The sequence below is a fragment of the Pristimantibacillus sp. Z349TD_6 genome (genome assembly GCF_056173205.1).
Genome location: NZ_CM149662.1, coordinates 512,204 through 534,649 on the forward strand (window position 1 = coordinate 512,204; position 22,446 = coordinate 534,649).

The following is a 22,446-nucleotide window of genomic DNA, read 5'->3' on the forward strand; positions in this document are numbered from 1 at the left end:
GTAGAGAAATAATAATTGGAGGGAAACGATGAGAAAGAAAAAAATGATTGTATCCGTTATTGCAGCGTCCGTTGTCATTGCTTCTATTAATATCTTTCCAGGGGCGCTCGGCCTAGGTCGATTAAGCGCTGCAGAGATCGATAAGATCGTCTACCATCCGCTTAATCCGCTAAGCCCGCAGGAAATAGAAGAAGCAGCGAATATAATTAAATCGTCGCAATATGGCAGTAAGGATATGTATTTCTCAGAAATTAAGCTGGAGGAGCCTGATAAACAGCGGGTATGGGCTTGGGATGATGCTGGCGGTTCTAAGCTGCCAAGGGAAGCAACTTTCACGCTTATAAAGGGAAATAAGCCGTATGAAGGAACAGTCAATTTGGATACAGATAAAGTGGTGTACTGGAAAGAAGTGAAGGAAGGATGGCCTTTCTACACGGAATGGGGTCAAACGGAAGCAATAGTTGAAAAAGATAAGGAAGCTGTAGCTGCTCTAGCAAGGCATGGCATAACGGATCTAAGCAAGGTCTCATTCGCAGATGGGCCGCTTGGCGATTACGGTCCAGAGCTTACGCCGCCAGGCTCGCGCTTAGCGATGTCAGTTCCGCGTCCGAAGATTGAAGGTGCGGTTAACAACTTTGCGCATCCGATGGATGGTCTAGCTTTCCTCGTTGATTTGAATACGAAGAAAGTGTTGAAAATTTATGAGTCAGGCAATCCTCCAGTTTCGAAAGACCCTAATGATTATACGAAGGTAATTAAGACGAAACGGACTGACGAGATCAAGCCTCTCATTATCAGCCAGCCTCAAGGTGCGAGCTTCTCAGTCAAAGGAACGATGGTGGATTGGCAGAATTGGAAGTTCCATTTCCGTCTAGACCCGCGTGTAGGGCCTATGGTATCTACTGTATCTTACACAGAGAATGGGAATAAGCGAAAAATTATGTATGAAGGCGGTCTTGGCGGCATGATGGTGCCGTACGGCGATCCGGATGCGGCGTGGCTGTACAAAATATTTATGGATGCTGGTGAATATGGCGTTGGTTTGTCGACAAGGCCGCTTAATATAGGGTCCGATGTTCCGAAAAATGCGACTATGTTTGATGCGGCCCTTAACGGCACAGACGGAAAAGCGCAAATCATTAAAAACTCTTTTGCTTTGTTTGAAAGATATGCAGATCCGGAATGGTCTCACAATGGCGATGCAAGAGAGCGTCGTGAACTCGTTCTTCGAGCTATAGCTACGATTGGCAATTATGATTATGTCTTAGATTGGGTGTTTTTACAAAATGGTTCGATTAAGCTTATGGCTGGTGCAACGGGACTCGCTCAGGTAAAAGCAGTCGATTCGAAAACCATGGCGGATAAAACCGCTGAAAAGGATACGCGCAATGGTAAACTCGTAGATGCGAATATTGTGGCGCCAACGCATCAGCATATTTTCAGCTACAGGCTGGATCTAGATGTGGATGGAGAATCGAACTCCGTAGGGGAAATTTTGCCGAAAGCTATCACGGTAAAAAATCCGGAGTTTGCACGGAGCGAGATGATCACGGTGGAGAAGACGTACAAAGTTGAACAGGATGCGATTCAGAAGTTTGATGCAGACAAAATCGTGCTAGTGACGAATACATCCAAACAAAATAAGCTGGGCTATGCAACAGGTTATCAGGTTATGCCTTACGCAGGGGGCACTCATCCATTCATGGAGGAGCCGCTCTTCACGAAAACGGACTATGTATTGAAACGTGCGGAATTTATAAATAATCATATTTGGGTAACGCCTTACATGAAAGATGAGCTTTATTCTGAAGGCAAATATACCACACATAACAAAGACACTGGACTTGGCCTATGGACACAGCAAAATCGCAGTATTGAGAACAAGGATACGGTCGTATGGCTGACGACAGGGACGACGCATGTCATGCGGGCAGAAGAATTCCCGATCATGCCTACGGAATGGGTAACGGCGATGATTAAACCTTTCAACTTCTTTAATGAAACGCCTACGCTTGATTTGAATAAGACAGAGTAGCATTATAACTAAAACGAGCCTGTTCATTTGCCGCAAAGGGCGAATGAGCAGGCTCTTATTATTGTGGAGTCATTAGTTGGATAGAGGAAGAGTTAATGAGAAAACACAACCATGGCCTTCTTCTGCGTTTGGAATAACGGTTAGCTGGCCTCCATGAATGTCGGCGATTTCTTTGGCGATGGATAAGCCGAGACCGCTGCCGGGGATACCGCTGTTTCTTGATTTATCCACACGGTAGAAGGAGTTGAAAATATAAGGCAATGCGTCATCGGGTATGCCTGAACCGATATCGATAACTCGAAAGATTACAGTATGACTAGTGAGTTCATATGTAAAAGTAATGGGGCTGCTGGCGGTAGAATATTTCAACGCATTATCTATGAGATTGTCGATAACGCGGCTAATTAGGTGTGTGTCGCCACGCAATCGCCCGCCGCTGGCATGCTTTCTTGTATGGAAGGGGCGCTGCTCCAGCTTCATGAAGGGCTCCCATTTGCTGACCATCGCATGAAAGAAATAATCTGCTGCGAAAGAAGTGAACTTAGCTTCAAGCTGTCTCGTTTCCAGTAAGCTTAGCTCATTTAAGTTGCGAACGAACTGATTAATCGTCTGAATGTCCTCATAAATTCTGCTCAAAAAGATACCAGTATCTTCTCCGCTAATGGTGCCATCGTTAATAGCCTCGATATAACCGCGTATTAACGTTATCGGCGTTTTTAAATCATGTGAAATATTCATGAGCAGCTCCTTGCGCCAATGCTCTAGTCGAAGCAGCTCATCAACACGTGCTTCCAATTCATTATTCATATCACGAAGCTCTTCCGTTCGCAGCTCGACCTTGTACTCAAGCTGATGATTTAATTCGGTCTGCTCCTCCATGAGCTCCTGAATTTTGTGCGACATGCGGTTGAACGCGCGCAGCAGTTGATTGAATTCGAGTGACCATGTGTCTTCAAGTGAGGAGGTGAACTGTCCCTCACTCATCTCAGCGAATGCTTCGGCAAGCATATTGACGGGCCGTGAAATCTTAAATCGTAAATAGAAAGAGAGTAGAACGCTCAAGCATACCGCGACTAAGCCGAGCAAGGAAAGCTGGACGATAAGCTTGTCGCTTGTCTGGGCAGAGAGCGTAAGGGTGGCTGAGTGGATTGGTTCAAGCAGTTTATGTTCAGGGATGATATAGCCAAGTGTCCAATTTGTTGATGGGATAGATCGGCTGAAGACGACCTTCTGCTGACCATCTAGCTGCATGCTGCGAAAGCTGTTTAGCGTATCGTTACTGAAGAGCTGGGCTAAATCGAGCTGTTGAATCTCGTTGGCGCCATGCTGCTGGGCAGCGATAAGCTCGTGATCCGTATCTAGCAGCAATGCAATGCCGTTCTCGTCGGCGAATCTGGTATCCAGCACATTATTTACGAAACGCTCAATCGTCACGTCTGCCGCTACGACTCCTCTGAGGACTCGATTCTCATCATAAACAGGCGTCGTAGCTGTAAACATCCAGCCTCTTGGCGTGATGTCGAGGTAGGGCTTTGTCCATGCCACCCGGTTCGACTTTGGCCTGACGTTAAGCGCATCGGAATAAAAGTTGTATGAAGTTAGAAGATGAATAGGCTTCGAGGGAGCATCGGAATCTTGAGCAATAAATTCCGGATAATAATAGGAACCGGATTTGGGATGAATATAGTAAATCGAAACGATGTTTTGCTTCCGTGACGATTCAGACTTAAAAAGTGGAAATAACGCCTTGCTGCGTGCTAAATCATAAGCCTGCTCCGGTGTTGGATATTGCAGCGGGTTGTCTGTACGGATAGAAACGACCCCCATGCCATCAGGCTGCTTCTCTATAAATCGCTTTTGCGCTAAATCATACTTGAAAACGAGAGGCCGAACCTCAGCATGATTCTCCGTGGAAAAAATAGATTCTGCGAGTGCTTTGGCCAGCAATACGGCATCCTCGACAAGGCGCAGCTCGGTATCGATCGCCCGGACCTGTTCTTCAATGTTGGCTTCATACATGCTGAAATAATTTTTCTCAATCATGGCGGTATTCAGCTCATTGAAATGATTGAGCTGTGAAGATACGGTTTGTCCGGCGAATACGGATAAAAGCAATAGCGGGATGAGGGAGACGGTCAGCATAGCCGCAAGCATCTGGAAAGCGAAGGTGCGCGGCTGGAGGAGAGACTTAATGCTCTTTAATCGGTTCATTGAATTTATATCCAATACCGCGAATCGTAATGATGCGCGAAGGAGTGGAAGGGACTTGTTCTATTTTTTTGCGCAAATGCCCGATATGTACCTGCAAGGTTTTGGTGTCGAGGCTGCTCTCGTAGCCCCAAATATGACTGAGTAATCGTTCTGTTGTAAGCACCTGCCGCGCGTTTTGCATCAGGTAGGCAAGCAGTTGAAATTCTTTGGTGGACAACTCGATTCGCTTGCCTTCGACGTAAACCTCATGTGCATCGATGCGAAGCTCGACATGTGCAGAGGAAATGACAGAAGAGGGAATGATGTCAGATTGCCGATGGTTGACGATTCGATTTCGACGGAGCTGCGCTTTGATGCGGGCGATTAGTTCTATGGGGCTGAAAGGTTTGCTAACGTAATCATCCGCACCGACGCTCAAGCCAACAACCTTATCGATTTCAGTATCCTTGCAAGTGAGGAATACGATCGGGACATCGGTTGTTTGTCTCAGCCTTGCACAAAGCTCGTAACCCTCCATATCTGGAAGCAAAACGTCCAGTACGATCAGTGAAGGCTGTTCATTCTCCGTTAACTCAATCGCTTGCTTGCCTGTCGTTGCGTTCAGATGGCGGAAGCCGTCCTTGGATAAATACATGCCCACGAGCTCGCCGATTCTAACTTCGTCGTCAACGGTTAATATGAGTTCACCTGGCAAGTTGAATCACCTCTTCACATGTGATATGTATGGTAACCATTTCTTTAAATATATACTTGAATGATGGGTTTAGGCAATATTTGTGTCAGGTAATATTACACGGAAGTGATGTGATTGGTATTAAAAAAGCAGATCGGCTCAAATGAGCGGATCTGCTTTGTGATGATGAGGTCTAAACGTCCGATTTAATTATTGATATAACGCTCAAAAATAGCGCCAAAATCCTTGATGCGATATTGCTTATGTGTGTTAACTAGCCAGTTGAACGCAGATTTGTTCAGTCCGTCGAATTGTTCGACGACGTTGAAGTCGCCTTTATGGATTTGCTGCAACGTTGTGGATGCGAGATCCAGACTCCGTCTTGCATATTCAAGCGAGATTTCGTTCTCGCGTGTAATTTCTGAGATTTTGATAAGTGCTTTATAAAGGTCTTTCAGCTCTTCGATATGCTTCTTGTTGACATCAATGGAGAATGGCACTGAGCCAATCGTGAACTTGATTTCAACATCGAGATCGACTGTTCCAGCTGTTTCTAATGCAACTTGTGAAATTTGATTAGCACTGTAAGAGTAGCGCTTCAATGTCCGTTTTTTGCTCAAGGCGCTTTTGCCGTCTAGATGAATGAGTGCTAGGTTTGTGAAGCAATATTCGTCGGTTTTTGACTTAATGAGAAAATAAATTTTCTCGTTATCCTCATGCATGACGTAATCGTCAGAATCGGCTTTGCTGAAATCTTCGGGCTTGATGATCGCGCCAATATCACTTATTCCAAGGGCATCTGCTGCTAATTTACCAAACATTTTACCATTCCTCTCATCGTTGCGTGGAATTCACACCTACTCATTATATATTAAAAAATGGAAATTATGATAGTCCATTTGTCGTATTTTAGCGTTGTGTGATACTGGATAATCATCTGTTTTATTAGCGGCTTATTCACAAACTTTTGCTGCGTTTATATAGAGATGCTTATCTTACTATTTTTCAATCAATTGTCTTACTAAACTTTTTATCGGATGGATAAAATACGGGAAATTCAACAAACTGAGGAGATGGAAAGGAGGAACGTGACGATGAGTGAGCGACGAGAGGATTCGAACACGCTGCGCAGAGGTTTGAAGGCTCGGCATATGACCATGATATCGCTTGGAGGTTCTATTGGTACGGGTTTGTTCCTTGCGAGTGGCGGTGCCATTCACTCTGCTGGGCCGGGAGGAGCGGTGCTTGCTTATACGCTGATTGGCATAATGGTATATTTTCTGATGACAAGCTTAGGGGAAATGGCTACCTATATGCCTGTGTCTGGAACGTTCAGCACCTATGCAGCACGTTTTGTTGATCCTTCGCTTGGTTTTGCACTTGGCTGGAACTATTGGTACAACTGGGCGATAACGATTGCGGCGGAGCTGTCTGCAGCCACGCTTATTATGAAGTTTTGGTTTCCGAACAGTCCGTCTATTTTGTGGAGCGGTCTATTTCTATTGTTAATGCTTAGCCTTAACCTTCTGTCTGTTAAGGGTTACGGCGAATCGGAATACTGGCTTGCTATGATCAAAATTGTAACGGTAATCGTGTTTATCGCTATCGGCTTGATGATGGTGATCGGCATTTGGAATGGGAAAGCGGTGGGCATAAGCAATCTGACGGACAATCCGTTTCCTGCTGGTTTTCTAGCTACGTTAGGCGTATTTATGGCTGCGGGCTTCTCTTTTCAAGGAACGGAGCTAATTGGAGTCACGGCTGGCGAGAGTGAGAATCCTAGAGAGAATATCCCGCGTGCTATCCGTTCTATTTTTTGGAGAATCCTCTTGTTCTACATATTGGCGATATTGCTAATTGGCATGTTAATCCCTTATTCAAATGCGCAGCTCGCGAGCGGGGACATTTCAACGAGTCCATTTACGATCATTTTCGAGAGAGCAGGTCTTGCCGTAGCGGCTTCAATTATGAATGCAGTCATATTGACCTCGGTATTGTCAGCGGGCAATTCTGGCATGTATGCCTCTACGCGGATGCTTTGGGTGCTGGCGAAGGAGGGGAAAGCCCCTCGTTTTCTGGCTAAGCTGAACATGCGCGGGGTTCCTGTAGCGGCGCTCCTTGCGACGGGGGCTCTTGGCATGCTCGCTTTCTTAGCTTCCTTCTTCGGTGATGGCGTCGTCTACGTATGGCTGCTGAATGCTTCGGGGATGTCTGGCTTTATCGTTTGGCTTGGCATTGCGATTAGCCATTACCGCTTTCGCAGAGCCTATGTATCACAAGGCCACAAGCTAGAGGATCTGGCCTATCTGGCGAAATGGTTTCCGTTTGGTCCTATTCTCGCTATGCTGCTCTGTATTGTTGTGATTGGCGGTCAGTTTATCGGCGCTCTCAAGGATGGGCGTATTGATTGGGCTTATATCTTCGCCTCCTACATCGGCATTCCCCTTTTCCTTGCCATCTTTATCGGACACAAATGGAAGTATCGTACTCGAATGCTGACGCTGGCAGAATGTAAGTTAGATCCGGAGGAATAGTATGAAAAAAAGCTCCCAACCGTTATGCGCTGAGGCATAAGGCTGGAAGCTTTTTTTAAAAAAATTATAAAAAATTAGTCGAGTACAGCTGTAATATGAGCTTTAGTAATCGACCAGTGGGACGTCGTCCACACTTTTTCTTTTTTCTCGATAAAAATAATTTGCGGGGACTCATGCTTAACGGAAGTATCTTCAGCGATTTGGTTGGAAACCGGACGCGATTCGATAACTTTTACAAGCACGTATTCCACATCTTCTCTTGGTTTCCCATCAAGATATTGATTGAATTCTTGGTAAGCGTTAGCGCTGACCGGGCAAGTGGTGCTGTGCTTGAATACAACGAGTGGACGAGTAGCTGAAGCTTCATAGACGTTGTTCCATTCTTCAATGGACGTGATTTCTTTGTATGACATAAGGGGAACACTCCTTTTAATCTGCTGTGCAGAAATTAATTAAACCGTACATATAGTATAGCGCTTTTTGACGTGTAAAGTCATTTTTTTGTCGTTATGTCCTGAGCCATATTGCTATTGTATGAATCGGGTATTGCAATCGGAATTGGAGCGTGCTATGATAACGGAAGTCGAAATGACCGTTTTAGTTTTTTGGTCAGTTTTTAAAGTGATAAAGGAATGAAATGCTCGGAGGTGAAGGAATGGCCATTGATCGACGACAGCAGATTGTGAATGCTGCGGGGAAGTCGTTCGCGCTGTTTGGGTATAAGGCGACGACCATGGATCAGGTAGCGAAAATTGCGAATGTAGGCAAAGGGACGATCTACACGTTTTTTACGAATAAAGAAGAGTTGTTCCACGAAATTATGAAGAAGCTTATTATTGAAATGAAGCAGGTTGCAGAAAAGGTTGTTGATCCTAATCGGTTATTCTTCGATAATTTGAACGCTGCGCTCGAGCAGCTGCTCGATTTTCGCGAGGAACATGAGCTTGCACTTAAGCTATCGCATGAGGTACGCGAGATTGGTACGCCCATGGCGCTGGAGGGTATACAGCAAATAGAGAAAGCAGTCGTTGGTTATATTCAGCATCAAATCCAGCTGGCGATCGATAAAGGCGAGATTAAGCCTTGTGATCCAGAAATGACTGCGTTTGTTATGCTCCGCTTGTATATGGCGCTTACGGTAGAATGGAAAAAAACGCATGAACCGCTGAACAAACAGCAAGTAGCGGAAAAATTGCGATTCTATATGCAAGTAGGATTGGCTCCGGAATAACCTGGATGCCTTTTTTTACACAAAGAAATGACCAAATGAGAGAAATGGTCAATCAGTAACTGGGAGAGTGGACGATTTGAAGTTCAAAGGTTTAAAGCAGTTTGGTAAAGAATTGTCCGGAATCGGCCGCAACAAAATGTTGTTGATATCGGTAATTGGCGTGCTGATGATTCCCGTTATGTACTCATCGATGTTTCTAGGGGCGTTTTGGGACCCGTATGGAAATTTGGATAAGATGCCGGTAGCCGTCGTTAATGCGGATAAAGGGTATGAATTTAACGGCGAGATGATGCATATTGGCGATGATTTTGAGGCAGAGCTAAAGGAAAATGAAAAATTTGAATGGCATTTCGTAAGTAAAGAGGAAGCCGAGGCGGGAATGGAAGATCATAGCTACTATTTGGCCATTGAGATTCCTTCTGATTTCTCGGAGAAAACAACTACTTTAACTTCAGATAAGCCAACACCGGCTAAGCTTACGTATTTAGCTAATGAGAGCTATAACTTTTTAGCTTCTCAGATTGGCAGCAAAGCAGTCGACACCATGAAAATGGAGCTTAACAAAGAAGTGACGTCGGCTTATACGCGCACTGTGTTTGAGCAAATGGAGGAGCTCGTGGATGGCATAAGCAAAGCGAGCGATGGTGCAGGTGAAATTGCTGATGGGACGACGAAGGCGAAGGACGGAGCCGTACTCATCGAGAAAAACTTAGCGAAGCTGGTCAGCGGATCGCTTACGCTCAAAGAAGGAGTCGCTAAGCTGAACGATGGCGGCAAGGCGCTTGGCAAAGGCAGTGCCGAGCTTAGCACGGGCACGAATAACTTGGCTAGCGGCCTGGCACAGCTGCTAGCAGCGCAGAAGGAGCTTGGCGCGGGAGCCGCATCGCTTGGTGAAGGCGCGGGCTCGCTTGGAGCTGGAGCGGTGAAGCTTAGCGACGGCTTGTCGCAATTAGCCGGAGCGAGCGGACAGCTGGCGGGAGGCGCGTCGGACGCGCAGCAGGCTGCGGGGCAGCTAGCGGGCGGTCTTAAGGAATCAGCTGCGGGCGAGGAGCAGCTGAAGGCAGGAGCGTCGCAGCTGGCGAATGGGCTGACGCAGCTGGGTCAGGCGAATCCCGAGCTGGCGGAGAGCGAAAGCTTTGCGTCTTTGCTCAAAGCGAGCCGAGAGCTTGCGGCGGGTTTGGAGAAGTCTTCAGAAGGACAGAAGCAGCTGAGAGACGGGGCGTCGAAGCTTAATGAAGGCCTAGTCAAAGTATCTGATGGACTTGGAACCTTCGATAAGAAGGTCGAGGAAGCAGCGGCCGGCGGCAAGCAGCTTGGTGCAGGGGCAGAGCAGGTAGTCGCTGGTGCGAAGAAATTTTCAACCGGCATGAATCAGTTCGGCTCGAAGCTTGCTGAAGCAAGTGCCGGCGGAACAAAGCTTGCAACAGGTGCCAAACAGCTGAACAGCGGGGCAGCAACGCTTACGTCTGGACTTTCACAGTTGTCCTCAAGCATTACGCCATTCGTTAATGGTTCGGTAGAGCTGGAGGATGGTGCGCAGCAAGTAGCTTCAGGTTTGTTGAAATTGGAGGATGGCACTCAGGAGCTGTCAGGCAAGCTGAATGAAGCGTCGGATAAGACGTCTGATCTAAAGCTGACCGATACGATGGTGGATATGTTCTCCGATCCAGTAAAGCTTGATGTAGAGAAAGTAACGAAAGTAGATAACTACGGTACAGGTCTTGCGCCGTATTTCCTATCGCTTGGATTATATGTCGGAGCTATGCTATTAACGATTGTATATTCGGTTCGTGAACCGGCTGTTCGTCCAGTTAACGGCTGGAGCTGGTTTTTGAGTAAAGCACTCACTTTAGCGCTAATCGGCACCATTCAGGCATTGATTGCGGATGCTGCTCTTATTTATGTGCTGAAGCTGGAAGTGCAAAGCATGGGCTTGTTCGTCATGTACTCCATACTAACCAGCATTACGTTTATGATGATTATTCAATTCCTAGTTGCTTCAATGGGCAATCCGGGACGATTTATCGCAGTTATTTTGCTTATCTTCCAATTAACGAGCTCTGCGGGCACATTCCCTATCGAGCTTGTACCTGGATGGCTGCAAAAAGTATCGCCGTTCCTGCCAATGACTTACTCCGTCAAAGGCTTTAGAGATATTATCTCAAGCGGAGATTACAGCTCGATGGCTGGATACGTTGCAATTATGGCGGGTATTGCTATTCTGTTCGCAGTACTTTCTTATCTGTACTTTACGTTGTCCCATCGGAAAACGAAGGACGATCAGTTGGAACCGGCAGTTCCGGCATCTGTTTAATTTAAAAAAGGGCTAGTCTCGGATAATCCGTGACACAGCCCAATATGCAAAGACGCTCTCAAACACAATGAAAAGTGGATGAGAGCGTCTTTTTTTGTATGCAATTGTATCGCAAGGGAGTGAGGTGAGTCTGATTAACTTGGCACAGTCATATACAAAAACGACTGACCATCTTGGAAGCGATCAATTAAGATGATCTCTTCTCATTCGGTCAGCCGCTAATTATCTGCTATTCGTGAATTTCAGTGAGCAATTGACCAAGCGTCTCGAGCGCTTGCTCTTCCTGTTCGCCGTCAATTTCCAAAGTCACTTCTTCATTCATCGCAATACCAAGTGTCAGCATGCTAAGCGAACTTTTGCCGTTTACTTTTTTACCTTTGGCAATGACGCTGATTTTACAAGGAAAGGTGTTTGCTGTTTGGACGAAGGTTTTAGTAGGGCGTACATGAAAGCCCGTCGGATTGATGATAGTGTAAGTTTTGCTAATCATGATGAATCACTCCGTTTCTTGTGCGTTCTACGAATTGTGTAATTTCCTGAGTGCTCCGCATAGTCAGTGCTTGATTGGCATGAACCGACCATTCGGACTGGTCAAGCTGTCCGATCAGCTCTCTTGCTTGCAGAATCGAACCTGCGCTCATGCTGAATTCATGCAGGCCAAGGCCAAGAAGCAAGGGGATTGCCGTCTGATCGCCTGCCATCTCGCCGCACATGCCCACCCATTTGCCTTCCTTCTCTGCCGCTTGAATAACGAAGCTGATGAGGCGAAGCAAGGATGGATGCCATGGCTGGTACAGGTACGATACCGTTTCGTTCATACGGTCTGCCGCCATTGTATATTGAATCAAATCATTAGTGCCGATGCTGAAGAAATCAACTTCAGGAGCGAAAAGATCGGCAGCGACTGCCGCGGCTGGAATTTCGACCATCATGCCAATTTCGATATGCTCGGCAAGCTGTACGCCTTCGGCGATGAGCTTCTGCTTTTCTTCCTCAAGCAGCTTCTTTGCCTCGAGGAGCTCTTCTAATACGGCAATCATCGGGAACATGATTTTCAAATTGCCGTAGCGGCTGGCGCGGAGAAGTGCCCGCAGCTGTGTACGGAACAAGTCCTGTCTATCGAGACATAGGCGCAGCGCGCGCTGTCCGAGGAAAGGATTGCTTTCTTTCGGCAGCTCCATGTAGGGGAGCTCCTTGTCTCCGCCTATATCAAGCGTCCTAATGACGACTGGCTTAGGGTTCATTTTCTCAAGCGCATATTTGTAGCTGGTGAACTGCTCCTCCTCCGTTGGGAGGGAGCTGCGCCCCATATATAGAAATTCGGTACGAAAAAGTCCAATTCCTTCGGCGCCATTGTCGATTGCCCGCTGAATATCTTCCAAGCTGCCGATGTTGGCTGCCAGCTCAACTTGCTTGCCATCCTTGGACAAAGTGAGCTTATCCTTCAGCTTGCTTAATTCCGCTCTGCGCAGATCATCCTTTTGTTTCTTTTCTTGATAGGCTGCCAGTTCTTCTTCCGTAGGCTCAATTAGGACAATGCCTTCAGCCGCATCAACGATAATAACAGCTTGCTCTTTCATATCTTGAACCGCTTGACCGATCCCTACGATTGCTGGTATTTCCAATGACCGCGCCATAATGGCAGAATGCGAGGTGCGGCTGCCTATCTCTGTGACAAAACCGCGTACGTAGTTCAAATTAAGCTGAGCAGTATCTGAAGGCGTCAGATCGCGCGCGACGATAATACACTCCTCCGACAGATTGGCTAGGTCGGTATGTGGGACGCCTCGCAAATGACTCATGATACGTCCGGATACGTCCTCAATATCAACGGCGCGCCCTCTTAGCAGTTCATCGGTCATCGATTGCAGCAGGTCGATAAAATAATTGGAAATCTCATGGAGCGCAAATTGAGCATCTATGGATTCTTCGGCTATTTTCTGCTCAATCGCTTCAATGAAATCAGGATCTTCCAAAATCATCAGATGACCTTCAAATATTTCGGCTTTGTCTGCTCCGAGGCGCTCCTCTGTTTTTGTGCGAATCGCTTCAACCTCTTCACGGGTGCTTGCAACAGCACGGCGGAACGTTTCTATTTCCTGCGCACTGTCTTGCACAGATTGCTCAGTCGGTATGAAACGCTCGGAAGCGAGATGGAAGACCGGGGCAATGGCGATACCCGGTGATGCTGCTATCCCTTTAAGTGTTAATGTCATTAACTTCAGACTCCTTTCGCCGCAGATTGAAGTGATTGCTCCAGCTTGCGGTATTGCTCTGCCGCTTGTATATGAAGCGGATGCTGCTCATCTAAACCTGTATATTTTGTTATCGTAGAATGAAGGCCTAGTTCCTTAATGGAAGCTTGCAGCTCGGCAGCCTCGGGATCATCTACAGCATTAAAATGTAAAGCCGCTGCCATGGCCGTGGTCAAATGAATGGCAGGCATGCCATATTTATAAGCTAATGAGGCCGGTCTAACTAGACGGTCATTCGGAGAAATCTTGCGAATAGGCGAGCGGCCGATTCGAACAACCTCGTCTACCAAGTAAGGATTAACGAAGCGCTCCAAAATTTGCTCAACATAAAGCGCATGCTCTTTCTCATCGAATTGATACGTTTGGATAAGCGCAGCTCCTGATTCCTGCAATGCGCCTCGTACCTCTGCCAATATCTCTTTGTTGTTCATCGCTTCTTGAATCGTCTCGCAGCCTTTAAGGAAACCGTGATACGCTGCAACGCAATGCCCTGTATTAACAGTGAACAGCTTGCGCTCGATATACGGCTCCAGTTGATCGACGTAGTGTACTCCGTCAATTTCCTTAAGCGAATTAAGCAATGGGGAGCGCTCTACAGTCCACTCATAGAAAGGCTCGACCATAACTTCAAGTGGGTCTTCATTTTGCTGCAGTGGAACGATACGGTCAACGGCGGCGTCAGGGAAAACGATATGCTGATCGGCCTTCGCCTGTACATCCGCAGATAGATGGCCATAAACGAATTGCTTCAAAATCGTGCTGCCGCCAAGGGCATTCTCGCACGCAATAACCGGAAGAGCGGCTTTGCCGCTCTCGATTCTAAGCTCAATTCCTTTAGCGACCGCAGCGGCAATGTGCTTCAGTACCGATACGCCAACAGCGGTTGTGACGATATCCGCTTCCGCGATAGTCTTAGCGACTAAATCTATATTTTTGCCGTCAATAGCAGTTATATGGTCAACAAGATACGTGTCGCCCTGCTCGTTTGCAATCTTAACCGCATATTGCCCTTTTTCTTGCAGCTGCGAGACAAGCGTATCATTAACATCAACAAAACATACCTCGTAGCCCGCGTTATGCAGCAGCAAACCGATAAAACCTCTGCCTATGTTGCCTGCGCCGAAGTGAACGGCCTTCATGATTCCATCCCCGATTCAAAGATAGAAATCAATTCTTGCTCCGACGAAGCGTTCAAAATGCGCTGCATATCTTCTTCCTCAGACACGAGCACAGCAACATTGGTCAAAATATCAAGGTGATCGTCGCCGACAGCCGCTAGGCCGATAATTAATTGAGCAGGCTCTTCGCCGCCGAAGTCTACGCCTGCCGGTACGGTAATAATGGCCATGCCTGTAGATTGAATAAGTGCTTTCGATTCGTTCGTGCCATGAGGCATGGCAAGCCCTCCGCCAATATAGGTGGATAGAGACTCCTCGCGCTCAATCATTTTGTCGATATACGACTGCGGAGCATGCCCTGCGTCAACAAGCATTTGTCCAACCATGCGGATCGCTTCGTATTTGTCCTTGAGGTTAACGTTTAATTTTACTTTCTCTGTAGATAGAATGGTCATGATTATTCTCTCCAATCCAATTTGGTTTTTATATATTGTTCCAGCTTCTTTGAAATAAACAGCTTAATGCTTGCCGCATCATCATGCGCTAATAAAGTAAGTAGATCCGGCAGCAGCAGCATTGCGCTAATTTCACTTAGCAGCTCAAGGCTATAGGAATCAAGCTTGAGAGGGCCGAGCATCATCAACAGGTGCTTGGCCTGCGCATCTTCATCCTCGCCTAGCTGCAAAGATCGATCATATCGATATAAAGCAAGCAGAGGCTCTTTAATCCATTCGCTGCGTGTATGAAGCAGAGCAAGCTCGGTATCTGGTATGACCAGACTTCCTTGCAGCTCTCTTGCGAGCAGCTGATCGGCTATTTTTTCGCGATTTGCATCGATATATGGCTTTCCAATTAAGGAAAGCATGCTCGGCAGCTGGTGATCCAATCGATCTTGATCTGGCAACAGCGTTAAATCATGCACATGGAAGCCGTCAAGCAGCTGAAGAACGATGCCGGAATACAGCTGAAGCTGCAGCAAACGATCCAGAGGAGACTGGCCTGCCGTGTCTTCATTTGCTGATAGGGAGGGAGCGGCCTTCTTCAAGGTTGTGCCCTCTATATAGCTGCGAAGCTTATTGGTTTCTTCCGGTGTGAGCAGGGGACTCAGCTTAATATAGCGATCCGGCTCTAGCGGCAAATCAACAGTTGAAATGATCAAATCATAGCGGCTAGGCGGAAGCCTTGTCGCTTCATACCATGAATAATGACCGATCAGGTCGATTTGCGGCAGTACGTTAGCAATTTTGACAGCTAAAAGCTTGGAGGAACCGATGCCGCTCGTACAAACGAGAACAGCTCTTATTTTTCTTGGAAAAGGCTTTAACCGCTCAAGGGAAGCTCCGAAATGCATAACGATATAACCGATCTCCTCGTCAGGCACTTGTAGAAGCGGATAAACCTGTTGTACAGCGCTTTGAACAATGGAAAACAATATAGGGTAATCTTTTTTGATCGGCACTAACATCGGATTGCGGATGGCGATGCCGTCCTTAATGCGCTGAAAGGCTGGTTTTATATGCTGAATAAGTCCTTCTTCTAGCGATCGATCCTCCATGAGCGACATGTTAAGCTGATCCTCGACATAACGGATGAGCAGCCTGACACCTTCAATGGCCTTCATATCTTCATGATGAATTAACAGACCGTTATCTAGAAAAGCTTCGCTATTCAGCAGTTGTGAAAGATACGTTTTTTCTTCTATTGGGAGCTGTAGATTGAGCGCATCGAGCAAGCTTCGCAGCAATGGAATGATTTCATCAGAATGACGATATTCGCTTGCTGTGACATAGCAGTTGTTCTCTATTCGGGTTAACGCAACCGACAGCTTAATAAGCAATCTTGTATAGTTAGATTCGGACAACGTGTGTGGCCATTCGTCATTTAGTTCCCATAGCGCATGCTCGAGCCGCTTAAAGTTTTCTTTGCCGATCATGTCGAGCAGCTGTGCTGTGATCGGGTTTGAGACTGTAAGGTTCTTGAATTGACCGAATAGATCGGAATCGTCGAGATGATTTATGGCAAGCAAGCTAATCGAATGACGCTTATCTTCTTCAGATCCAATAATTTCAACGCCATATCCTCTTCTGCGAACAAGGGTCATCCCCTGTTTGATGATCAGTTCCTCCAGCTCATCTAGATCATGGCTGATGGTCGGCATCGTAACGCGCAGCTCATGGGCGAGTGCAAACAGCTTTATCGGCTCGTCATGCTCAAGCAGTCTGCAGAGAATAACGATTTTTCGTTCTTCAGCCGAATATTCAAAGTAATCAGAAGGCTCAAACGATTGTTTGAATCGCTCAAGAGTATCCGAGTCTGCTTCTACTTGAATACCAAGCCCTGCTATTTTGTGAAGTACAATGCCGTTTGCGGCAAGTAACGATTCGATATCGACAAGCTCGCGATGGATCGTCCTTGTGCTCGTACCGACAATGGACGCGATATCGGCTGCAGTAATTTCTTGCTTTTGACTCAGCAGCAGTTCGATAATTCGACGTTGCCTAGTTGAGGCTTTGATAGGCTATCCTCCTTAGCAGAAGAATGGACTTAACGCCGACAGTAAACTGTCAGCGTTAAGTATGAAGTCATGAACTTAGTCTTTGTACGAGCAAGTCATACTCTGGACTTTTAAGGAAATTATCAATGGAAATATGCTCTGCGTTAGGCGCCTTTAGGCGTGCGCGGTCAGTCAATGTTTTATGGGTGATCACGATGTCGGCATCGCCTGGAATATCGTTTATCGCCGTGTTGATAACAGTAATCGGCAGCTCAGCTGCATTTATTTTTTTGCGTAAAATGGAAGCGCCCATCGCGCTTGAGCCCATGCCCGCATCGCAGGAAAACACAATTTTGTTCACTTGCTCTTTCGTTAGCTGTACTTGCTCTGTGGAAGGTGAAGCAGCATTGCCTTTGGATTCAGCTTTCATTTGCTGAACTTTTTGCGCGGCTAGCTCAAGCTCGTTGTCGTTATCTCCTGCCTGCTTGCTTGTTTTAAGAAGAACAGCAGAGACGAGGAATGAAACGATTGTTGCGACGACTACGCCGCTTAGCATTGCTAGTAGTCCGCCTTTTGGCGTCATGGTGATATAGGCGATAATACTGCCCGGTGATGGCGCGGCGACAAGACCAGCTCCGAAGATGGAGAAGGTGAATGTACCAGCAACACCCCCAGCGATAGCTGCGATAATCAAACGCGGATTCATTAGAATATACGGGAAGTAAATCTCGTGTATACCGCCGAAGAAATGAATGACAACAGCGCCTGGCGCCGATTGCTTAACCATTCCTTTTCCGAATACCCAATAAGCAAGCAGAATGCCAAGACCAGGTCCTGGGTTGGATTCCAGCATGTAAATGATGGATTTACCGGCTTGTGATGCTTGATCCAGCGCGAGCGGGCCTAATATGCCGTGGTTAATCGCGTTGTTGAGGAACAGTACTTTAGCTGGCTCGATCAAAATGTTCGCAAGCGGCAGGAAACCAGTGTTGATCAGCCACTCTACGCCTGAAGCAAGTACTTTGCTTAATGCGGCTACGACCGGTCCAATGCCTTTAAAGGCAATCAGTGCAAGACCGCCGCCAATAATGCCGGACGAGAAATTGTTGATGAGCATTTCAAAGCCCGAAGGAATCTTTCCTTCAATAGATTGATCGAATTTCTTCAGCACCCATGCGGCTAGCGGGCCAACGATCATGGCTCCGAGGAACATTGGAATGTCCGCCCCTGCAATAACGCCGAGTGTGACGATTGCGCCGACTACGCCTCCGCGTACGCCGTGAATCATTTGACCACCGGTATAGCCGATGAGTATAGGGAGCAAGTAGGTAATCATCGGTCCAACAAGAGTTGCTAGGCTTTCGTTCGGAAACCAGCCTGTTGGAATAAATAGTGCCGTAATGAGTCCCCATGCAATAAAAGCGCCAATATTCGGCATGACCATGCCGCTTAGAAAACGACCAAATCGTTGTACGGAAACTTTAACTCCGCCGGATACCGGTTGCTCGGATGTCAGTTTACTCATGCTTAAACCTCCAATTTATAATAATGTTCACTAACTGAACCTGAATTAATCGTAATGTATAGCGCTTTCATATTCAATGAATTGAAAAACAGGTTGCGTCATGAGCATTGTTGACATCATTTTTCCTTTTAGTATTGCTGATTTTCGGGGATGCTGTATAATCACTATTGTTTCTTCTAAAACTGCAAAGGGGAATGCGATATGCAAGACCAAACGATTATTCGTTTTGAACATGTGACAAAACAATATGCTCATAATGCTGCTGCTGTCCTCAAAGACGTCAGCTTTACAATAGAGCGAGGCAAATTTTATACGCTGCTTGGTCCGTCCGGCTGCGGCAAGACGACGGTGCTCCGGCTTATAGCTGGCTTCACTGAACCCTCAGAGGGTCAAATCTATTTCCATAATAAAGTGATAAACCGGGTTCCTGCGAATGAACGACAAGTAAATACGGTTTTTCAGGATTATGCTCTTTTTCCTCATCTCAATGTGTTCGAGAATGTTGCCTTTGGCCTGCGAATCAAGAAGATGAAAAACGCGGATGTGACGAATAAAGTGAAGGATGCGCTTCGTTTCGTCAACTTGGACGGTTACGAATCACGGGAGATTTCGGAGATGTCCGGCGGTCAGCGGCAGCGTGTTGCCATCGCGCGGGCGATCGTGAACGAGCCGGAAATTATTTTGCTGGACGAGCCGTTATCCGCGCTTGACCTTAAGCTTCGTACGGAAATGCAGTACGAGCTGCGCGAGCTGCAGCGCCGACTTGGCATCACATTTATATTTGTAACGCATGACCAAGAGGAAGCGCTGGCGATGTCTGACGAAATTTTTGTTATTAATGAAGGAAAAATTCAACAAAGCGGAACGCCAACAGATATTTACGATGAGCCGATCAATCGCTTTGTTGCGGATTTTATTGGTGAATCCAATATTGTACCAGGCCGAATGGCACGCGACTTCGAGGTGGAGTTCGCTGGTCGTTCATTTGAATGCGTCGATCAAGGGCTCACGCCAAATGAGGCTGTTGATATTGTAATCAGGCCAGAGGATTTGGAAATAACTTCTTCAGAGAATGGTAAGCTGCAAGTGCGTGTAGATTCGCAATTGTTCCGGGGCGTACATTACGAGATTTGCTGTTACGATGAATCAGGAAATGAGTGGCTTGTCCATTCCACTCGCAAAGCTACAGTAGGGGAGCAGATCGGATTAACCTTTGACCCAGAAGCCATCCATGTTATGAGACTGGGTGAAACGGAAGAAGAATTCGATAAGCGTCTTGAAGCATACAGCGAGGCCGCAGATGTCGAATAAATCACGTAGTTTTTATCTCATACCGTATATGGCTTGGATTGTGTTATTTGTTATAGCGCCGATCGTGTTAATTGCCTATTACTCCTTCTTTGATGTAGAGGGCAACTTCACGCTGGACAATTATGTGAAGTTCTTTACGCCGGTTTATATGAAAATGACGCTTAGCTCCTTCTGGTACGCGTTTCTGATAACCGCAATATCATTGCTTGTCGCGTATCCGGCAGCTTACTTATTGACAAAAACTAAGCATAAACAGCTCTGGCTGCTGCTTATTATACTTCCTAGCTGGATCAATTTGCTGCTAAAGGCTTATGCGTTTATTGGCTTGTTCGGTACATACGGCTTTGCAAACTCCGTGCTGGAAGCGATCGGCATTCCGAAACAGCAAATTTTGTTTACGGACTTTAGCTTTATCTTTGTATCCGTATATATCTTTATTCCTTTTATGATTTTGCCGATCTTCAATGCATTGGAGGAAATGAATCCGACGCTCGTGTATGCGGCGCGTGATCTTGGCGCATCGGCGTGGACAACGTTCCGGCGTGTTATTTTTCCGCTAACGATCAGTGGTGTGAAGTCCGGCTGTATGGCTGTATTTATACCTGCATTATCTCTGTTCATGATTACGAGGCTTATTGCCGGCAATCGGGTTATTACGCTAGGTACGGCAATCGAGCAGCATTTTCTCGTGACGCAGGACTGGGGTATGGGTTCGACGATTGCTGTGTTCTTGATTCTAGCGATGGCGGCGATGATGCTGTTAACTGGCAATCGAAAGCGAGGTGCGGCAGATGCGCGGAAAAAATAAATGGTCGAACATCTATCTCGTACTCGTGTTTGCAGTACTCTATGCGCCTATTTTCTATTTAATGTTTTATTCGTTCAATAGCGGCGGCTCGATGCGTAATTTCGAGAGCTTCACGCTTGATTATTACAAAGAGGTTTTCGCGGATACGCGTTTACTCATCATTGTCCTGAACACGTTCGTTATTGCGCTGCTGTCCGCTGCAATTTCGACGATTCTTGGTGTTATTGGTGCGATAGCTATTCATCATATTCGCAGCAATCGACCGAAACAATCGCTTTTGACGCTCAATAATGTATTGATCGTAAGTCCCGATGTTATTATCGGTGCGTCCTTTCTGATCCTATTTACGATGATTGGCATCAAGCTGGGCTTTGTGTCCGTCTTGCTGTCGCATATTGCGTTCAGTGTTCCGATTGTCGTTATTATGGTGCTGCCGAAGCTGCAGGAAATGAGCTCAACGTTGATTGATGCGGCGCATGATCTTGGTGCCAGCTCGTGGCAGGTGCTGACGCGCGTTGTGCTTCCATTCATCAGACCGGGCATATTCGCAGGGTTCTTCATGGCGCTGACGTATTCGCTAGATGACTTTGCAGTAACGTTTTTTGTAACCGGCAACGGCTTCTCTACGCTGTCTGTTGAGATCTATTCACGGGCGCGCCAAGGTGTGTCGTTATCGATCAATGCGTTGTCGACACTTATTTTCTTATTTACGATCATTCTGGTCGTTGGTTATTATTTCATTAATCAACGAAATATGAAGCCGTCAAGCAAGGAGGGGCACTAATGACACAGCTTGTACGTATGTTCGTAATCGTGTTTGTTGTCTCATTTGGCCTCATCTATCTGACTTCGTACTTGAATGATAGTGAAGGCTACAGCGGAAGCAATACACTGACGATTTACAACTGGGGCGATTATGTTGATCCCGAGCTGCTTGACCGCTTTGAAGATGAGACAGGTATTAAGGTCATTTACCAAACCTTCGATTCGAATGAAGCGATGATGACCAAAATTGGACAAGGCGGTACGACGTTTGATGTGAGCATTCCTTCTGAGTATGCGATTAGCAAGATGAAAGAGGATGGTTTGCTCTTAAAGCTCGATCACTCGAAACTCCCGAATTTAAAATATATCGATCCGCGTTTCATGAATTTATCATTTGATCAAGACAACGCTTATTCCATTCCTTATTTTTGGGGGACTGTCGGAATTGTGTTCAATCCAGAGCTAGTCGGGGATCTGACCTTCTCCAGTTGGAATGACCTATGGGATAAAAGCTTGCGCAACCAGATCCTGCTGCTGGACGGTGCTCGCGAGGTTATGGGCATGGGGCTGAACTCTTTGGGTTATTCGCTGAATGATACGGAAGAGGCTCATTTGCAGGAGGCGAAAGCGAAGCTCCTCCAGATGACGCCTAACGTGAAGGCGATTGTCGGTGACGAAATCAAGATGCTGCTTGCAAACGAAGAAGCGGCAGTCGGTCTTGTTTGGTCGGGTGATGCATCGGAAATTATGGATGAGAACGATAAGCTTGATTATATCGTGCCAGAGGAAGGCTCGAATCTTTGGTTTGATAATATGGTTATTCCGAAGACGGCCAAAAATATCGAAGGCGCGCATCAATTTATCAACTTCATGCTCGACCCAGAAGTGGCCGCTCAGAACGCGGAATATGTCGGTTACTCGACTCCGAATGAAGCGGCGCTGGCGCTGCTGCCTGAGGAGATTGCGACTGATGAGCGTTTTTACCCAGATGAAGAGCTGACTGAAAGGCTTGAGGTTTACGACAATCTCGGCAAAAGAATGCTGGCTCACTATAACGAGTTGTTCCTCGAGTTTAAAATGCATAAGAAATAAACAAAAGAGATAGCATTTTTCTAATGATTCCCATGCTATGCTGGATGAGATATTTCCAGATGAGGCGGCAAATGCGAATA

The 22,446-nt window shown here is 46.6% G+C and carries 18 protein-coding genes and 1 pseudogene; 8 read left to right on the forward strand and 11 right to left on the reverse strand.

Translation table 11 applies throughout. From position 1 onward, the window contains the following. Nucleotides 1-28 precede the first annotated feature (28 nt). Complete coding sequence (locus tag AC0VYE_RS02295) at nucleotides 29-2,035, forward strand: copper amine oxidase (protein ID WP_475445771.1); 2,007 nt, start codon at nucleotides 29-31, stop codon at nucleotides 2,033-2,035. Between the two features lie 72 nt (nucleotides 2,036-2,107). Here the strand turns inward: AC0VYE_RS02295 and AC0VYE_RS02300 are convergent, their stop codons facing one another. The 3 genes from AC0VYE_RS02300 to AC0VYE_RS02310 form a co-directional block, all read right to left on the reverse strand. Beyond that, nucleotides 2,108-4,246, reverse strand: a complete 2,139-nt coding sequence (locus AC0VYE_RS02300; RefSeq protein WP_475445773.1) for an ATP-binding response regulator — start codon at nucleotides 4,244-4,246, stop codon at nucleotides 2,108-2,110. Beyond that, on the reverse strand, nucleotides 4,224-4,940 hold the full coding sequence (locus AC0VYE_RS02305; RefSeq protein WP_475445775.1) for a winged helix-turn-helix domain-containing protein: 717 nt from the start codon (nucleotides 4,938-4,940) through the stop codon (nucleotides 4,224-4,226). The genes AC0VYE_RS02300 and AC0VYE_RS02305 overlap by 23 nt, the downstream gene beginning before the upstream one ends. A gap of 185 nt (nucleotides 4,941-5,125) precedes the next feature. Beyond that, nucleotides 5,126-5,740: a PH domain-containing protein gene (locus AC0VYE_RS02310; RefSeq protein WP_076268489.1), complete on the reverse strand. Its 615-nt coding sequence runs from the start codon at nucleotides 5,738-5,740 to the stop codon at nucleotides 5,126-5,128. A 273-nt stretch (nucleotides 5,741-6,013) separates the two neighbouring features. On the opposite strand from AC0VYE_RS02310, the gene AC0VYE_RS02315 reads away from it, so the two are divergent. After that, the gene (locus AC0VYE_RS02315) at nucleotides 6,014-7,453 is read left to right on the forward strand and encodes an amino acid permease (RefSeq protein ID WP_475445777.1); all 1,440 of its coding nucleotides are present in this window, start codon (nucleotides 6,014-6,016) and stop codon (nucleotides 7,451-7,453) included. A gap of 74 nt (nucleotides 7,454-7,527) precedes the next feature. Here the strand turns inward: AC0VYE_RS02315 and ytxJ are convergent, their stop codons facing one another. Next, nucleotides 7,528-7,866 carry a bacillithiol system redox-active protein YtxJ gene (ytxJ, locus tag AC0VYE_RS02320; protein ID WP_475445779.1) on the reverse strand — a complete coding sequence of 113 codons (339 nt, stop codon included), beginning with the start codon at nucleotides 7,864-7,866 and terminating at the stop codon, nucleotides 7,528-7,530. A gap of 242 nt (nucleotides 7,867-8,108) precedes the next feature. Here ytxJ and AC0VYE_RS02325 point away from each other — a divergent pair, with 242 nt between their 5' ends. Then, nucleotides 8,109-8,684, forward strand: a complete 576-nt coding sequence (locus AC0VYE_RS02325; RefSeq protein ID WP_076268486.1) for a TetR/AcrR family transcriptional regulator — start codon at nucleotides 8,109-8,111, stop codon at nucleotides 8,682-8,684. A 76-nt stretch (nucleotides 8,685-8,760) separates the two neighbouring features. Beyond that, on the forward strand, nucleotides 8,761-10,998 hold the full coding sequence (locus tag AC0VYE_RS02330) for a YhgE/Pip family protein (protein WP_475445780.1): 2,238 nt from the start codon (nucleotides 8,761-8,763) through the stop codon (nucleotides 10,996-10,998). Nucleotides 10,999-11,227: 229 nt separating this feature from the next. Here AC0VYE_RS02330 and AC0VYE_RS02335 read toward each other — a convergent pair whose 3' ends face one another. The 7 genes and pseudogenes from AC0VYE_RS02335 to AC0VYE_RS02365 all read right to left on the reverse strand — a co-directional run bounded on the left by AC0VYE_RS02335 (nucleotide 11,228) and on the right by AC0VYE_RS02365 (nucleotide 18,390). Then, nucleotides 11,228-11,488: an HPr family phosphocarrier protein gene (locus tag AC0VYE_RS02335; protein ID WP_339206371.1), complete on the reverse strand. Its 261-nt coding sequence runs from the start codon at nucleotides 11,486-11,488 to the stop codon at nucleotides 11,228-11,230. After that, nucleotides 11,481-13,214, reverse strand: coding sequence for a phosphoenolpyruvate--protein phosphotransferase (gene ptsP, locus AC0VYE_RS02340; RefSeq protein ID WP_076268484.1), 1,734 nt, complete (start codon nucleotides 13,212-13,214; stop codon nucleotides 11,481-11,483). Before ptsP ends, AC0VYE_RS02335 begins: the two co-directional genes overlap by 8 nt. Before the next feature lie 5 nt (nucleotides 13,215-13,219). Then, nucleotides 13,220-14,392, reverse strand: coding sequence for a mannitol-1-phosphate 5-dehydrogenase (locus AC0VYE_RS02345; RefSeq protein ID WP_076268483.1), 1,173 nt, complete (start codon nucleotides 14,390-14,392; stop codon nucleotides 13,220-13,222). Next, nucleotides 14,389-14,826: a PTS mannitol transporter subunit IIA gene (locus AC0VYE_RS02350; RefSeq protein WP_076268482.1), complete on the reverse strand. Its 438-nt coding sequence runs from the start codon at nucleotides 14,824-14,826 to the stop codon at nucleotides 14,389-14,391. The genes AC0VYE_RS02345 and AC0VYE_RS02350 overlap by 4 nt, the downstream gene beginning before the upstream one ends. Before the next feature lie 2 nt (nucleotides 14,827-14,828). Next, on the reverse strand, nucleotides 14,829-16,529 hold the full coding sequence (locus tag AC0VYE_RS02355; protein ID WP_475445783.1) for a BglG family transcription antiterminator: 1,701 nt from the start codon (nucleotides 16,527-16,529) through the stop codon (nucleotides 14,829-14,831). A 189-nt stretch (nucleotides 16,530-16,718) separates the two neighbouring features. Further along, nucleotides 16,719-16,886, reverse strand: a pseudogene (locus tag AC0VYE_RS02360) (HTH domain-containing protein); the annotation flags it as partial. Between the two features lie 67 nt (nucleotides 16,887-16,953). Continuing rightward, the gene (locus AC0VYE_RS02365; protein ID WP_076268480.1) at nucleotides 16,954-18,390 is read right to left on the reverse strand and encodes a PTS mannitol transporter subunit IIBC; all 1,437 of its coding nucleotides are present in this window, start codon (nucleotides 18,388-18,390) and stop codon (nucleotides 16,954-16,956) included. A gap of 201 nt (nucleotides 18,391-18,591) precedes the next feature. Between AC0VYE_RS02365 and AC0VYE_RS02370 the strand changes: the two genes are divergently transcribed. The 4 genes from AC0VYE_RS02370 to AC0VYE_RS02385 are packed head-to-tail and all read left to right on the forward strand — an operon-like array spanning nucleotide 18,592 to nucleotide 22,366. Continuing rightward, nucleotides 18,592-19,701, forward strand: coding sequence for an ABC transporter ATP-binding protein (locus AC0VYE_RS02370; RefSeq protein WP_076268479.1), 1,110 nt, complete (start codon nucleotides 18,592-18,594; stop codon nucleotides 19,699-19,701). Next, the gene (locus AC0VYE_RS02375) at nucleotides 19,691-20,509 is read left to right on the forward strand and encodes an ABC transporter permease (RefSeq protein WP_076268478.1); all 819 of its coding nucleotides are present in this window, start codon (nucleotides 19,691-19,693) and stop codon (nucleotides 20,507-20,509) included. Before AC0VYE_RS02370 ends, AC0VYE_RS02375 begins: the two co-directional genes overlap by 11 nt. After that, nucleotides 20,493-21,293, forward strand: a complete 801-nt coding sequence (locus AC0VYE_RS02380; RefSeq protein WP_076268477.1) for an ABC transporter permease — start codon at nucleotides 20,493-20,495, stop codon at nucleotides 21,291-21,293. Before AC0VYE_RS02375 ends, AC0VYE_RS02380 begins: the two co-directional genes overlap by 17 nt. Next, a complete protein-coding gene (locus AC0VYE_RS02385) occupies nucleotides 21,293-22,366 on the forward strand; it encodes an ABC transporter substrate-binding protein (RefSeq protein WP_475445787.1) in 1,074 nt (357 codons plus the stop codon). Before AC0VYE_RS02380 ends, AC0VYE_RS02385 begins: the two co-directional genes overlap by 1 nt. Nucleotides 22,367-22,446 lie beyond the last annotated feature (80 nt).

What these genes read in the sequence shown, in the direction of transcription:
- AC0VYE_RS02295 (WP_475445771.1), top strand. Translation starts at nt 29, where the DNA reads ATGAGAAAGAAAAAAATGATTGTATCCGTTATTGCAGCGTCCGTTGTC.
- AC0VYE_RS02300 (WP_475445773.1), bottom strand. Translation starts at nt 4,246, where the DNA reads ATGAACCGATTAAAGAGCATTAAGTCTCTCCTCCAGCCGCGCACCTTC.
- AC0VYE_RS02310 (WP_076268489.1), bottom strand. Translation starts at nt 5,740, where the DNA reads ATGTTTGGTAAATTAGCAGCAGATGCCCTTGGAATAAGTGATATTGGC.
- AC0VYE_RS02315 (WP_475445777.1), top strand. Translation starts at nt 6,014, where the DNA reads ATGAGTGAGCGACGAGAGGATTCGAACACGCTGCGCAGAGGTTTGAAG.
- ytxJ (WP_475445779.1), bottom strand. Translation starts at nt 7,866, where the DNA reads ATGTCATACAAAGAAATCACGTCCATTGAAGAATGGAACAACGTCTAT.
- AC0VYE_RS02325 (WP_076268486.1), top strand. Translation starts at nt 8,109, where the DNA reads ATGGCCATTGATCGACGACAGCAGATTGTGAATGCTGCGGGGAAGTCG.
- AC0VYE_RS02335 (WP_339206371.1), bottom strand. Translation starts at nt 11,488, where the DNA reads ATGATTAGCAAAACTTACACTATCATCAATCCGACGGGCTTTCATGTA.
- ptsP (WP_076268484.1), bottom strand. Translation starts at nt 13,214, where the DNA reads ATGACATTAACACTTAAAGGGATAGCAGCATCACCGGGTATCGCCATT.
- AC0VYE_RS02345 (WP_076268483.1), bottom strand. Translation starts at nt 14,392, where the DNA reads ATGAAGGCCGTTCACTTCGGCGCAGGCAACATAGGCAGAGGTTTTATC.
- AC0VYE_RS02350 (WP_076268482.1), bottom strand. Translation starts at nt 14,826, where the DNA reads ATGACCATTCTATCTACAGAGAAAGTAAAATTAAACGTTAACCTCAAG.
- AC0VYE_RS02355 (WP_475445783.1), bottom strand. Translation starts at nt 16,529, where the DNA reads ATGCCGACCATCAGCCATGATCTAGATGAGCTGGAGGAACTGATCATC.
- AC0VYE_RS02365 (WP_076268480.1), bottom strand. Translation starts at nt 18,390, where the DNA reads ATGAGTAAACTGACATCCGAGCAACCGGTATCCGGCGGAGTTAAAGTT.
- AC0VYE_RS02370 (WP_076268479.1), top strand. Translation starts at nt 18,592, where the DNA reads ATGCAAGACCAAACGATTATTCGTTTTGAACATGTGACAAAACAATAT.
- AC0VYE_RS02375 (WP_076268478.1), top strand. Translation starts at nt 19,691, where the DNA reads ATGTCGAATAAATCACGTAGTTTTTATCTCATACCGTATATGGCTTGG.
- AC0VYE_RS02380 (WP_076268477.1), top strand. Translation starts at nt 20,493, where the DNA reads ATGCGCGGAAAAAATAAATGGTCGAACATCTATCTCGTACTCGTGTTT.
- AC0VYE_RS02385 (WP_475445787.1), top strand. Translation starts at nt 21,293, where the DNA reads ATGACACAGCTTGTACGTATGTTCGTAATCGTGTTTGTTGTCTCATTT.